The organism is Colwellia marinimaniae, assembly GCF_002207865.1.
GTDB classification, from domain to species: Bacteria; Pseudomonadota; Gammaproteobacteria; order Enterobacterales; family Alteromonadaceae; genus Colwellia; species Colwellia marinimaniae.
Window position 1 is genome coordinate 36,143 of the sequence record NZ_BDQM01000026.1, and the last position, 14,211, is coordinate 50,353.

Annotated in this window: 13 protein-coding genes; 6 read left to right on the forward strand and 7 right to left on the reverse strand. The window is 39.3% G+C overall.

The features are described 5' to 3' along the window. Positions 1 to 31: 31 nt before the first annotated feature. On the reverse strand, positions 32 to 2,602 hold the full coding sequence (locus MTCD1_RS13725) for an LruC domain-containing protein (RefSeq protein ID WP_057179731.1): 2,571 nt from the start codon (positions 2,600 to 2,602) through the stop codon (positions 32 to 34). A gap of 5 nt (positions 2,603 to 2,607) precedes the next feature. Then, complete coding sequence (locus MTCD1_RS13730) at positions 2,608 to 3,093, reverse strand: hypothetical protein (RefSeq protein WP_057179732.1); 486 nt, start codon at positions 3,091 to 3,093, stop codon at positions 2,608 to 2,610. A 502-nt stretch (positions 3,094 to 3,595) separates the two neighbouring features. Between MTCD1_RS13730 and MTCD1_RS13735 the strand changes: the two genes are divergently transcribed. After that, positions 3,596 to 4,648, forward strand: coding sequence for a hypothetical protein (locus MTCD1_RS13735; RefSeq protein ID WP_057179733.1), 1,053 nt, complete (start codon positions 3,596 to 3,598; stop codon positions 4,646 to 4,648). A gap of 77 nt (positions 4,649 to 4,725) precedes the next feature. Further along, positions 4,726 to 5,778, forward strand: a complete 1,053-nt coding sequence (locus MTCD1_RS13740) for a hypothetical protein (RefSeq protein WP_057179734.1) — start codon at positions 4,726 to 4,728, stop codon at positions 5,776 to 5,778. 180 nt (positions 5,779 to 5,958) lie between these two features. Here the strand turns inward: MTCD1_RS13740 and MTCD1_RS13745 are convergent, their stop codons facing one another. Next, positions 5,959 to 8,283 (reverse strand): aminotransferase class V-fold PLP-dependent enzyme, encoded by a 2,325-nt coding sequence (locus MTCD1_RS13745; protein ID WP_057179735.1) that lies wholly within the window; start codon positions 8,281 to 8,283, stop codon positions 5,959 to 5,961. A 407-nt stretch (positions 8,284 to 8,690) separates the two neighbouring features. On the opposite strand from MTCD1_RS13745, the gene MTCD1_RS13750 reads away from it, so the two are divergent. After that, positions 8,691 to 9,257, forward strand: coding sequence for a lipid-binding SYLF domain-containing protein (locus MTCD1_RS13750; RefSeq protein ID WP_057179736.1), 567 nt, complete (start codon positions 8,691 to 8,693; stop codon positions 9,255 to 9,257). Positions 9,258 to 9,609: 352 nt separating this feature from the next. Here the strand turns inward: MTCD1_RS13750 and MTCD1_RS13755 are convergent, their stop codons facing one another. From MTCD1_RS13755 to MTCD1_RS13770, 4 genes are all read right to left on the reverse strand, one after another. Next, positions 9,610 to 9,999: an FAD synthase family protein gene (locus MTCD1_RS13755; protein ID WP_057179737.1), complete on the reverse strand. Its 390-nt coding sequence runs from the start codon at positions 9,997 to 9,999 to the stop codon at positions 9,610 to 9,612. A 269-nt stretch (positions 10,000 to 10,268) separates the two neighbouring features. After that, positions 10,269 to 10,922, reverse strand: a complete 654-nt coding sequence (locus tag MTCD1_RS13760) for a CDP-alcohol phosphatidyltransferase family protein (RefSeq protein ID WP_057179738.1) — start codon at positions 10,920 to 10,922, stop codon at positions 10,269 to 10,271. Between the two features lie 555 nt (positions 10,923 to 11,477). Then, positions 11,478 to 12,173: an LrgB family protein gene (locus MTCD1_RS13765; RefSeq protein WP_057179739.1), complete on the reverse strand. Its 696-nt coding sequence runs from the start codon at positions 12,171 to 12,173 to the stop codon at positions 11,478 to 11,480. After that, complete coding sequence (locus MTCD1_RS13770; protein ID WP_057179740.1) at positions 12,173 to 12,598, reverse strand: CidA/LrgA family protein; 426 nt, start codon at positions 12,596 to 12,598, stop codon at positions 12,173 to 12,175. Before MTCD1_RS13770 ends, MTCD1_RS13765 begins: the two co-directional genes overlap by 1 nt. 184 nt (positions 12,599 to 12,782) lie before the next feature. Between MTCD1_RS13770 and MTCD1_RS13775 the strand changes: the two genes are divergently transcribed. The 3 genes from MTCD1_RS13775 to MTCD1_RS13785 all read left to right on the forward strand — a co-directional run bounded on the left by MTCD1_RS13775 (position 12,783) and on the right by MTCD1_RS13785 (position 14,182). Beyond that, positions 12,783 to 13,286: a CHASE3 domain-containing protein gene (locus MTCD1_RS13775; RefSeq protein WP_143760125.1), complete on the forward strand. Its 504-nt coding sequence runs from the start codon at positions 12,783 to 12,785 to the stop codon at positions 13,284 to 13,286. Between the two features lie 265 nt (positions 13,287 to 13,551). Further along, on the forward strand, positions 13,552 to 13,776 hold the full coding sequence (locus MTCD1_RS13780) for a thioredoxin domain-containing protein (RefSeq protein WP_057179742.1): 225 nt from the start codon (positions 13,552 to 13,554) through the stop codon (positions 13,774 to 13,776). A gap of 13 nt (positions 13,777 to 13,789) precedes the next feature. Further along, positions 13,790 to 14,182 (forward strand): VOC family protein, encoded by a 393-nt coding sequence (locus MTCD1_RS13785; RefSeq protein WP_057179743.1) that lies wholly within the window; start codon positions 13,790 to 13,792, stop codon positions 14,180 to 14,182. Positions 14,183 to 14,211: the final 29 nt, after the last annotated feature.

Here is a 14,211-nt window from a genome sequence, read left to right on the forward strand (position 1 = left end):
GAGTTACTGCCTTAGTTATTATTTCCTTATATCAAATGTCATTAACGGCTTCAAAAACAAATTTTGCATTACGTTTACTTTTATACCAATTTTTTTTACTTTTTCCTTTGCTGGCCGCCCATTGCAAAATATCAGGGTAGCCATTAGATAGATCTACACGCTCTTTTGTGTGATGCCACTTGGCTGGAATAAGCATAGCCCAAGGTAAATTCCCCTCCGTTTGATAATACCTATCTTGGCTTTTATCTGAGTCATCTTGTCCTTGGCCAAACTTTCTTTTAGAAGCCTTTGTTGAGGGAAAATGGCCAGGAAAGTGTACTTCGATCTGCTCGCCAGTATCGAGTACTCTCGAAATGAAACTGTTATATGGTGCCGTGCCTAGCGTTTGAGATGATATAGGGTAATTGAAGTTAATGGTTAAGGTATAAAGATTGCCATTAACCTTAGGGCTACCGGAAAAGGTATTAGACATCTTATATCCTGGAGGCGGTGGTAAGGCATCTGCTATTTTATCTATAATGATAAATAGGGATTGATTGCCGTCTGCTATCGGATTTAGCTCTGTTGTTACGCCTTTTAACTGCATGCTCACTTGACCAATATTAGTAATGGGCGTGTTAATGAGTAATCGTAAGGAGTTTTCATAAATGGCACCGCGAGCTACAGGTAGTATTTTAAGAACAATGCGATGAACAAGGCCATTGACCTTATTTTCTTCAACGTTGTAATCAAACACGGCATCGTTAAAATCGTAGTCCCCTGTTAATGGCCACTCATCTTCAAATGCCATGGTGCCAAATTGGCTGTTTGCCGGAGAATATGAGGTGCTGGTGGTTGATATAGTGGGTGTATCATTACTATCCAAGGGTGAGGTTTCATAAAAGTTTACTTCGTTGCCATCACTAAAGCCGTCATTGTCACTATCAGGATTATGGGGGTCGGTATTAAATAAATTAAGCTCTTCATTATCGGTTAAACCGTCGCCGTCACTATCCGCAAGCGTTGGGTCGGTATTGGTTTCCAGTAGCTCTTGCTGATCGGTTAAGCCATCATGGTCTGAGTCAATTAAAGAGGGATCTGTTTTAGTAACCATTACCTCCTCATAATCACTGGCACCATCGCCATCGGTATCAACCATGGTAGGATCTGAATTATAAATAACTACTTCGTCGAAGTCAGATAAACCATCTTGGTCACTATCCGCCATCAGTGGATTTGATTGATAAATGGTCACTTCTTCTTTATCCGTTAAGCCATCACCATCGCTATCACTGAGGTTTGGGTCAGTACCTAAAATATTAATTTCATCCCAATCATTCAAACCATCATTGTCACTATCGATTGCCTCTGAGTCATAAGCTAGTTGAGTTTGCATTTCGGTGAGTGCCTGCTCTCTTGCTGATGGGCTAGTGTCACGATTCAGGTAATAAAGGTAACTAACACCTTGAGTGCTGCTGGTGACAATTTTGTTATGTGCACCAATAACTATATAGTCCTGTGCAATAGTGACAGCATGGCCAAAATTATCTTGTTGCTTAGCATCATCCGGCTCAAAGTTAAATACTTCAGTCCAAACTTCGTTTATATTTTGAAATAGGTAAGTTGAGCCTCTAGCGCTATTTTTATTTTCGGCGCCGATAATTAGGTAATCCCCTGAGATAGCAACACTAGAGCCAAAATTATCTCCTTGTGCAGCATCACTTGCTATCAGTTTTGCTTGATTACTCCATAACTGCCCCGTTCTTTTATAAACATAGACAGCGCCACTTTTTTTATTCTTTTTAATTAAAGGGTCATTTTCTGATTTTGCCCCTAAAACAGCATGATTGTTCGAAATTGCTACGCTGGTGGCAAAACTGGCGCTTTTAGTGATATCGCCACCTTTTAAACTAGCCTGGAGACTCCAAATACCGTCTTCTCGTCGGTAAATATAGGCACTACCTTCATGGGTACGACCATGATCATCATCCCCTATGATGAGGTATTCACCGGATAAACTCAGTGCCGAGCCAAAATGAGCACTTTTAAATGATGAAACGGGCGTGAACACGATATCTTCAACCCAGCCGGAATCCGTACTTTTAAAAATATAAACAGTACCCTCATGGCTCGCGGAAGCACCGGGTGAACCAATCGCTATATAGCTTTGTGAGATACTCAGTGTGCTGGCGAACTTATCATTAGCGGCTGAATTTGGACTGATTAATTCAGCTTCTAGTAGCCATGAGTCACCTTGGCGTTGATAAATATAGGCAATACCCTTGGTACCATTTTGTTTTTTTTCTGCGCCGATAACTAGCTGTTCCCCAGAGAGTGCAACAGTTTTACCAAACTGTTGCACTACTAAGCTGTCAGTATTAGGGCTAAGGCAACTTAATAGGCTCCAGCTTTCACCTGAACGTTGATAGAGGCAAGCTTGCCCTATATCGTCACTTGCGCCAGGAGCACCTATAACGGCAATATCACCAAAAATAGCGACGGATGAACCAAGTTTTTTATACTCCGCTGGGGTTAAATCTATAGTTATAGCCTGCAGTACCGGGTCAGCATTGGCCGCAAATATGGATAAGCAAGTTAGTATGCTAAGGAACACTATTTTCATCTTAATTACTCCTGAAAAGTATGAGTAAGTAGGTCATGGTTATTGATTTTAACCGTCACTAAGGTTGAAAAGTCATCATTTCTAACCACAATTAAAGCGTTTATTGCTGTGGCCACGGTCAACATGCTTTTATAGCTATTTGATTGATTGATTGTGCCTTGCTCTAGTAAATTTACTGGGGTAAGTGCACTGGTATCTATGGTTGAATAAATTGAAATTTTTTCTTGGAACTGCATGGTTGAAAAATGCAAATCAATACTTACCATTCTTTGGCTGGCGAAGGCAAAGTTGCCTGCTATGGTGATACTACTAAGTGAATTTGTTGCTTCTTGCTCTATTTTATTTTGCTCTGCTATGTTGTTTTGCATAGTGTTTTCTGGTGGGGCAGCTTGGATTTTTGCAACTTCTTGCTCTTCTTCATCACCGCAGGCATAAAGTAGCGGAACTAAAATAAGAAGAAACAATACCCATTTATATTGAGATAAAGTCATATTTACTCCTTAAATAAAACTTAGTTTATTATCGTGATAAAGGTTTAAGTTAATAGAATAACTGTAACTTTAACTAACAGAGCAAAGCGCATGCCACAAAATAAAAATAATATTTTTTACTTTAATAACAGAGTATTAGCTTGTTGTGGCTAATATATTAATATTTTATGAGCACGGCATATTGTCGGTTTTTCAATATGGTTTGCATTTTACGATTGATATTTATCCATGCCAGTTAATAACGAAGCTAGCTTATATTTACTTCACTCCAATAATATTCAGTAATTCGAATTAATCACTCAGAGTAATCTATTGTCCTTTTTTTAGTGATGACTATAACTATTGTTTATTCTGATTATTTCCATTATAAATAATTCGCATCTGGATAAAAAACGAGCGATATTCTATTGTCAATGCAACTGGTCCAACGTCCGATCAGTTTAAATGATAATAATAAAAACATGATGAAATAAAAAAAATTATAAAAAAATATGGGGATAATATGAATATAATCAAGATCTCAGCTGCTTTTGTAGCTCTCTGTTTCGCGCTCTACTCAACAGCCGCATACAGCAAAGAATATAAAATAGTGCTTATCCATGGCTTGCAACCACAACAATTAATATCCGACGGTAATGTCAGTGAAAGTGGCCAAAACTATTGGCAAGGTTATTGGGCCGATTTAAGTGATGCCCGTATTGACTGGCCTTCATATGAGCGAATAGAAGAAAAAATCGCTACTGATTATCTTTGGCCAAAGTTAAAAAGTTTTTCTGAAAGTAACTTTTGCTCACCTGGCTGTATCTTTGTCACGCACTCTGCCGGTGATTTAGTGGCTCGCTATATTATTGATAACCAAGCGACTTGGTTAGAAAATGCTGGCTTAGCACCACTTAATATCGTTGCTACTTTTGATATTGCCGGTGCTGGCGGTGGCAGTGAACTTGCCGATTTAGCGGTCAGTGTTGCTCAAGCTACCGAAAGCTGGACCTTTATTATAGAGGCTGCTTTAGAAGCCTGGCTGGGTGGTCAACTTAGTGATGAAATGGGGGTACTCCATGACCTAAAAGTCAATAATGCTAGACATTTGTCACCATTACCCGATGCAAGAATACCTCGTTTACGCTTTGTTGGTGATGCAAGTGAATACTTAGGTGTTACCAGCCTATTCATTCAAGGTCATGATGACGGTGTTGTTGGCAGCCATTCCTCATGTGGTGGTAATCGCCAAGGACATTTTGGTAGTTGTAGTACACAAGTAGCCTTTAACGGTAAAATATCAAATCAAAGCAATGCTGTTTCAGGCTTTATGCCGTATCATTATCCTATGCTTATGGGAGAAGATTATAGCCATGGTTCACTACTTGAGCCAAAGCAGCAAGGTAAAGTTACACCAGCAAGTAACCAGCAAAATATGTTATCGGGTGAGGCTATTCATTTTGATACCTACACTCAAACCAGTGGCTGGTGGCTTTGGAAAAGCAATTATCTTTATGTGCAAAATTCCAAAAATGACAGCATGTCAACGCTGATTTATGACGCGATCCCTAACTAAAAAATATGCATAGCTGTTCATCGTTGCTACTAATATTAGCAAAGGTTAACAGCTGATAAATCAGGAAAAAATGAGTTATGAAAAATACCCAGTTCTTAAAGCGAATGGTGGTGATGAGTATTGTTGTTGTCACTGTTTGGCTTTTTTGGCCATCAATGCCACAACAACAAATAATGGTGAATGACGCTCTGATGAAAAGGCTGCCAATAGAAGCCATCAATCTGCCAGCTGCAGCCGTTCAGAAAAAAACTACGCTTGCGCTAACGCCAGAAAAAATAACCTTAAGTGATTCGGCAACATTAGTCGCTAAAGTGTATGCCGCGACATTGAAATTTCCAATATACTCACAACCGCTGACCGATAAAGATTTTGACCGTTTGCAACCAAACCATTTCAATCCACAATCGATTCCTGTTGATGATGCTGGCAGTCAAGTCACTGCTGCCTTATCACAATATCGTTACACCTATCCTGAACCGGTGTTCGCGACCCTTACCGGCGTAAATATCGATAATGCCGAGCTTCAGCTCGTTGACATAGCTACTGGCAAGGTGTTGTTAACCAGTAAGTTTGAACAGGATGAAGATAACTGGTATGCACAATTTGAAGGTAGGCGAAACTTGCCAAGGCAACTGCAAGTTACCATAACAGCATTGATTAATGGTAAGTATATTACTATTGCTCTGGCACTCAAGTATGTTGATTCAATCGCCACACTCGAAGGGTTCAATGCACCATTTCATCAAGATGCAGATATGGTGCTGTCAGCCAACTTAACCACAAGAGAGCAAGGTCTTTATAGAATACGCGCAAACTTATTTGATGCCAACAATCAACCTATCGCCCACTTAGTTGCTAAAGAAAAGCTTAGTAAAGGCAGTAGTCATATAAACCTAAAAGTTCATCAATCAGTGTTAAAAGGCAAACAAGCGCCATTCTATTTAGCTACTTTCTCAATCGAGTTAATGTCGCCAGCAGCCGGTAAACCGACAAAATATGGCAACAGCGCGATTAAGAAATATGAAATTAAAGATTTTGCCATATCTAGCTTAAGTGATATTCCTTATCAACCTTCTGCTCAGGAACAACAACGATTGCAGCTATTGCAGAATATGGCGGCGGGGAGGTAAATAAATGAAATTTGGTGATATTAATGAAAACTAAGTTTGCTCAATTTACTCAAACTTAGTTTGCCATATATTTAAAGGGGGCTAAGGCAGCCAAACATTGCTGTTTTAGTCAATACAGCTTGCTCGGCAAGGCTCAAGTCACTTGCATTATCATGGTAACAATGATCTTTACATGAGCTACTAATATTGATGAAAAGCGTAACCACCGGTTAAATGCCCAACTTGTTCAAAGCCCAGACGCCCTAATGCTTGCGCGGCCAAATGAGAGCGACTACCACTGCGACAAATCAGTACCAATGGTACTTGTTTATCATCTTGGTGCTCTTGCACAAACTGCACTAGTCGAGTTAAAGGCACGTTGTAGGTGAACTTTTCATCGTGCTGTAGTGCGTATTCATGTGCCTCTCTGATATCAATTAATTTAATCGTGCTCGATTTTTTCATTGCCTCAGTTAAGCTGGCACTGTCATATTCACGCACAGAAACTTTATCGCCAGCACCGATTAAAGCGCCACACATAATTACACTGCCAGATTCATCAATAATACCTTTGTCCATAGTGTACTTTTGTATTGAAAAAAAATTGGAATTGATTTCATCGTTGATCACTTTATGGAGTAGTGAATTACGTGATATTTCAGCGCCAATGCTGGTGGTAAACTCGTTGTTATAATCATGACTAGGACAAATAAGACTCTCTGTACCGATAAGGGTATTTAACAATTGTAAACTGGTAAACATAGCCGGCGCACTACTCGTGTCGAAGTTTGTGCGGCCAAGGCTGTTCATTAAAATTAAGTCACCGCAAAAGGCATAGAGCACAACTAATTTATCGCTTGAATCAGTGACGGGCTCGCATAGTAATAAGCTAATACTGTCCTCGGTATGCCCAGGTGTGGCAACTTTAAGCAACCACTTATCGCCCAGCGTTAGGTACTGGTATTCATTACCATTAATGTTTGTTGTTGGTGTATTGTCTGGCCAGCCTAGTGCATCAGTTTTCTGCTCAGCTAAGCACGTTTTGGCGATACTGGCACGACAAGAGACATGATCGGCATGGCCATGGCTATCAATAACTGCGACTAACTTAAGGCCATGACATGTCAGCATGGTTTGCAAGCGTTCGGCTACTTCCGGTAAGGGATCGATAACGAATGCCGACTTGGTTTTGTGATCGACATATAGCCAACTACAGCTACCACCTACTTTAAATTGTACTAAACCCTCTAATGCCTTGTTATCGGTTATTACCTTGCTATCCATGGCATTGGTGTCAATAGTCAGACAACTTTGTTGCAATGCTTGCGCTGCAGAGACAATTCGCTCACAGGTCTGGTCAACTAGCTCTTGCGTCATGGCGGGTCCAAACGACATTCTAATTGCCGACTCACTTTGCCAGGAGGGTAGCCCCATTGCATCTAAGACAAAACTGCGCGTTACTTTAGAACTACAAGCTGATCCTGAACTTACTCGGACATTGGCTGCGTCGAATAAATCCATCATTTCTTTCGAGCTAAAGCCAGGGATAGCGAAATTAATGGTGGTTGGCACTGAGTTTTCAAAACTATGATTAAAAACGATATTAGGGAATGCTTGAATCAATGTTGCCACTATCTGTTGATGGAATAAGTGCAGCGATTTCACTGGCGTAAAGCTATGTTCACTTTCTCCCATGAGCATATCAAATATAACGCTTAAGGCCGCTAACCCAGGTAAATTTTCCGTGCCCGAGCGTAAGCCGCCTTCTTGGCCACCACCAGCAATAACGGGCGTGAATGGCGCGTTGTCTTTAATATAGATAAAACCTATGCCTTTAGGGGCATATAGTTTGTGGCCACTAAAGGGCGCATAATCAATACTTGTTTGCGCTAAGTTCAAGTCTTGTTTACCTAAAGCTTGCACACAATCTACCATCCAAGCAATATTGGCATTATTGGCACGTATGGTTTTGTCTAATAGATTAAGGTCTTGATAGACACCAGTTTCGTTGTTAACGGCCATGGTACAAATCATCAGGGCGTTAGGGACTTGCTTGGCGATAAAATCCATATCAAGGCGACCCATTTTATCTACCGGGATTGCTGTTACTTCGGCGTTAATATCAAGAATTTCATTCCAATGCTTGAGTGACTCTGGCACCGCTTTATGCTCGGTGGCACCGTATAAAAGACAATATTTTTTACTTTTTATAGCGGTGATATCCAGGGTCTTTTTGGCCGCAATCAAGGCTGATAAAATTGCTGTTTGAATGCCTTCGGTAGCGCCACTGGTAAATATAATTTCACCTTCGCCAGCACCAACAATCTGTTTAGCTTGTTGCCTTGTTTTGGCCATTATCTGCTGCGCTTGCAGGCCGGTAATATGACTACTACTTGGATTGCCAAAAAAAGTTTCCATGGTGGCTAAAGCTGCCGCCGCTGCTTGCGGTAAAACTTGCGTGGTCGCATTGGCATCAAGATAAATTAAGCTCAGTGGTTGTTTTACATCGGTAGGTAAATTAGTCATAAAATTCTCTGGAGTTATGCAGTTAGCTGTCACTGCTTACTAGTCGACTTAACAGTGGCGTTGATAGAGAAATTATTTCACGTATTGCTTGGTATATTTTTGCTTACTGAGCCTTAATAGAGTGATAGTTTGGTGTTCTATTTTGATTTATATCAATAAACCGGAAAATTATTCCTGAAGACCTTGAATTGAAGAATAGTCAGTCTAACTACCGGCTTTTTTAGGAAATTGAATTCCCAAAGCGAATTATGTTATAGCTACTTTAGCCGTAACAAATTTATAAACAATTTAGCGTGTTTATTATGTGGGTAAATGATAAAAACAGTCATGTAATGGCTATAACATTTGTTCGTTTTTTAGTGACCTAGTAACGGGCTTTTATAAAATTTCAATACTATGGAGAAAATATGAAAAAATTACTTTTATCGTTAATCACTGTGTTCGTTTTAGTGGCGGGCTTTACTGTGCAAGCAGATGACTACAGTCAAACTATTGATAATTTCAAATCATCACCAGCGACTAAAGACTTTTTTAACCAGGCTTATGGCTATGCGGTTTATCCCACTATAGCGAAGGCTGGGGTAGGAATTGGTGCTGCTCATGGCAAGGGTCTGGTTTATTTGCATAATAAAAAGGTCGGGAAAAGTAGCATGACGCAACTATCCATTGGTTTTCAATTAGGTGGTCAGGTATATAGTCAAATAATTTTCTTCCAAGATAAACGTTCATTTGATGAGTTTACTTCCGGAAATTTTGAATTTTCTGCCAGTGCTTCAGCGGTCGCCTTAACAGCGGCAGTTCAAGCGCAAGTAGGCTCTTCAGGGATAAGCTCAAGCAAAGGTGCTGATTCGAGTTCAACTAAACAAAACAAAGCTAGCTATCACAAAGGCATGGCGGTGATGACTTTAACAAAAGGCGGTTTGATGTATGAAGCGGTATTAGCAGGGCAAAAATATAGTTATATAGCGCTGTAATTTCTATCTTTAATAGTCATGCCAACGGCTAAAAGCTGATGTATGCACTTTGTTTCTGGCTCAAGAGGTATTATTTATCAAGCCACCGGCAGTACCTTGTAACAACTCAATGGCAGCGGCTCAACTTTACCCTGAGCCATTGTGGTCATAACGTTGGCCTAAGCGAGAAATTAATTAGCTTAGCAAGCACGACATTATTGATTTTTTGATATAAAAAAACAGTCCATAAGGGACTGTTTTTAGGCAGACTGTGCATAAAGGGAGTAAAAACTCCGCTTACTGCGTATATACCCGTTACCATTCAAAGTGCTCAAGCACTCTGAAACATGCATCTTGAATGGTTATAAAGGGATTAAACTTTAAGTTTTTTTATGATTGATGATGAATCAATTAGAGGGTTTCTCGGTACATAGCGCATAATACCCATTTTGTGCGGTAACTTGTACATATGTTCCATGTTATCACCGGCAACATGAATGTCAATCTTATGTTTTTGGTAAAAACTTGCATCATTATTCGGGGTAAGTGGGGCAACAATTACCTCATCAACACCCTTAATGTTCCGAATGATTTCACAGCGTTGTTCACAAGAAATAATAGGTGAACGCTTATAAGATTTAACGTCTTCGTCTGAATGTACGCCAACAATAAGGTAGTCGCCAAACTCTTTTGCTTTTTGTATAACCGATAAATGCCCTACGTGAAACAAATCAAATACGCCACTGGTGTATACTCTTTTCATCTTTATTACTCCTATACATATCGAACATATAAAAAATACTTTTGCTATATGCGCTATTCAAATCGTCCTCGCTGCAAACTCACTCTGTGGTGAAAATGTCGGGAATAGCGAACAGTTCGCTGTTAAAGATCGATCTCAGTACCTAAACCGTGTTTACTAACCACGGTAACTAAGGGTACTTATTTTATTGAATAGCTATGGCTTTAGGCGCCATGCATCATTATCGTTGCCTGAATGACAGTTAAAAATATCACTCAGGTGTAAATATTCTAGACTAGCAACCAGCCATAAGCCACAGTGATAAATAAAGTGTATAGAGCAAGGACATAATACCAACTACCACTGAGTTTTGGTGTTCTTATCGAGGCTACATTGAGAGCTGCTATTACCAGGATGGTAATATAAAGAACGATAGTGAATGCCGAAGTCGAGATAAAACGCTCTAACAGAAAAACAAAAACAAGAATGATGGCATTATTATCAGAGGCAAGACCTTGATAGGTGGATTTTCCATCTAAGCCATAAACATTAAAATAACTTAGTCGTAAGACGCAAGCGGCAACAATAATAAAAGCACCGGGAAAGAATATAGGATCGTAATTGCCATAGCTCAATAAGATAACGGCCGGGCAGATGCCAAAGCTGACAAGATCGATGAGTGAATCTACTTGTCCACCCACTTGACCTTGCTTAGCCGTTCGGTTTTTCATTTTACGAGCAATTTTGCCATCATTCCAATCAAAAAATACTGCCCAAATTAATCCTATCATCGCGGCAGGGTATATGCCGATCAAGGCAAAGTATAGTGCTAATAATGCTGAAAAAAGACCAACCAAAGAACAAATGTTTGGTAAGTCAAAGGCAAGTGATATTATCGAAGGAGGTGTTGTCGACGGATTACTATCTGTTTTTACTGATGGCATGAATCACTCTCATTGTGAATTAATTATATTTTTTGGATATTAATCTAAAGAGTGAACAACTAGAGGGTATTGTTATCGATACGAGTTTTTTAATGTAGTTAATTTTCTTACGGGAAGTCTTATAACATTAAATTACTTTGTCTATAAAATATTTGTCATCAATAGATAATTTGGCATGAATATAGCATATTTTTCATACTCAATCTTATTTATTTCTACTTATCTTTATATTAGCTAAGATAAAAAGGTAGCTATTATTCTAATTTCTCGACTAATTATTCCTTAAGCGGTTGTTTATATTATTTTTTATTTGTAAATGGAAAGTTACAAGTAACCATGAACGCTATAAGATGTATTACTGAACATTGGCCATCACAGCTTGATGAGTATATTTTAGTATATTCGGGCGACATGAGATAAAGCCTGCTTTGACTCAAAGGTAATATTTATGGCAAATATTCTGTACTAAAGTCTTCACTACGCACTAGAGCAATTGAGCTATTTAGCCACTGGCTACTCGAGCCTTGTATTGTTGTTTTGATGGTAATAGGCTAATTAAATCATTGAAAATAAAACAATAACGACAGTTGTTAATAAGCCGTTTAAGCACATCGCTAATACTGAAAAGGCGGCACATTGCTCACTAATTTGTACCGCAGAGGATGTTCCTATAGCGTGTGAGGCAATACCCAGTGATAAGCCCTTACTTATATCGTGTTTTATTGCCAGCAAGGAAAATAGTGGCGTTGCTAATGCGGCGCCAATAATGCCACTGATAATGACAAAAATGACCGCGATAGCCGGAATGCCACCAACGAGTTTAGTAATATCAATAGCAATAGGCGAGGTGATTGATTTACTGATCATGCTCAAAAGTAATGAGCCATCAACCTTGAATAACCAAAGTAACAATAGCGCCGAGCAGGGCGATATTATCGCACCCAGCAATAAAGGGAAAAATATAGCGCTTTTGTATTTTGCTAATACCGCTAAGTTTTTATAGAGCGGCACGCCTAATGCTACGGTTGCTGGGGCTAGCATCATCATAATCACTTGGCTATTTTGTTGATAAGCTTCAATAGAAATATCAAAGGTATGCAATAAAGCGACCAGTACCACGCCACTGAGTATTAACGGGTGCGCTAAAGGGAATTGTTTACAGTAGTGATATAATTTGCTTGATAACTGAAAAACGGTCCACGTTATTAACAGATTAGCTGCCAGCAGAAGTAACATAGTTGAGTTTTGCATTACTTGTCAGTATCCATTGTTGACGCATTTACTGAGTGTTTCACTGATACTTTTGTCGCAGCTTCAATTAGTTTATCACTGAGCAGACTAGTAACCGCTAGGGTAACTAAGGTGCTGATAAAAAGTGCCAGCAAACAGGCAAGCCAATAATCTGCTAACGCTGGCCAAAATAAGGTGATTGTTACCACATAGGGGATGAAAAATATCGCCATGTTTTTTAGCAAAAATCTACTGGCGATATCAAGTGATTCTGGTACTTGCTTTAATAATATACAAGCTGCGCAGCAAGCTATTAGGCCAATGATTGCTGCTGGTAACGGGATTAAAGCACTCAATAATTCACCCATAAGCAAATAAATAAATATTTGGCAAAAGCCTAAGACCGTTAAATGAAGTTTTTTTAGCTTTGCTATTTTATTTTTCATACACCTAATCACACCTCTTTGCCGTTAATGCTTAGCGAAGTATTAACGGCTTGCTCTGATGGCTACCTTGCCACCGGCCATAGGGACCTTCAATGCCAGGTGCGCCTGAAAAGATAATACCCTTTAACTTATTGTTAAGTAATAAATATTAATTTATTGAACTGTTGGTAAAGAACTTGAAAAATTGATGATAGCTATGGAAACCGGTGCACGAGGTTTTTTGATCACAGGTAAAGATAGTTTTCTTGAACCCTTTAATAAAGCTCAACAGGTTTGGCAAGAAAAAAATAAAGCGTTGCAAGAGCTTGTTTCGGACAATGATAAGCAGGTCGCTAGGTTGAAGTTAATTGATAAACTGGAAGGACAATGGTTGCAACAATCGGCAGAAGTCGAAATCAGTACCCGAAGAAATGTAAAGAGCAAAGAGATAAGTCTTGAATATATGCAAAACACCTTGCGAGCAGGGCATGGTAAAAAAATATTAGAGCAACTTAGCACTTCACTGGATGAATTAACTACTATTTTTGTCCAGTCAAATACCTTAATTGGTGAAAATATTATTTTAGCCATTGGCAAGGCTTTAGTAGACCAAGAGACGGGACAAAGAGGATTTTTAATTACCGGTAGAGCTGAGTTTTTACAGCCATATGAAAATGCAAAAAACGCCATAGCACCTCTATTTAAATAGCTGCGCAAACAGGTAGAGAATAACTATAAATCTACGGTTGTTTTACCACACCTTGAGAATATTCAAAAGTTGTCTAGTCGTTGGTTGCATGAAGCAGCCATTCCTGAAATTTCAACTCGTCGAAAAATAAATAAAACGGGTTTATCGACGTTTTAACGCAGAGCATTGGATAAATGGGGTGTTGAGCAAGTACCACTTATCCATGTTCAGGTTATCTAGCTATACTAAGGTTAGTCGTTAATGAATTGCTAAATAGGATGCTACTATGCATGTACAACTTCTAGTAACACAAACCGATTTTTGTTTGCCTAACCTTATGCGAGAGCTTGAAGATGTTGGCATAAGTTATAGTGTTGAATATATTGAAGATAATCCAGAATTAGTTGCCAGTCATCAAATACGACACTCACCCAATATACTGATTAATGGCAGTTTGATATTTAGATCTCAGCCGAGCATAGGAGAGCTGCGCACATTCTTTTTGGGTTAACGGTGTAATTATTATGGCTTGTTTAACTCATATTGCTTTGCATGTTAAAGATGTAGCTAGTTGTGTCACTTTCTACCAAGATTATGCCGGCATGCAGTTAGTACGCGATCGACACGTTAATGGTAAACATATTATTTGGTTAGCTGAGCCAGGTAAAGCCGCGCAATTTATTTTTGTCATCTTACCTGATGGACCAGGACATCAACAATCATCAATGGATTTTTCTCATTTTGGTTTTGCCTTGGCAAGTCAGCAACAAGTGGATGCGATAGCTCAGAAAGCTGAAAAAGAGGGTCGACTATTGTGGCCGGTAAGACAAGAACCATATCCTGTTGGCTATTATTGCGGTGTGTTAGATCCTGATGGCAATAGAGTAGAGTTTAGTTATGGTCAGCCATTAGGATAGCCTTGCTTCATTTTGTTAAGCCAAGCATT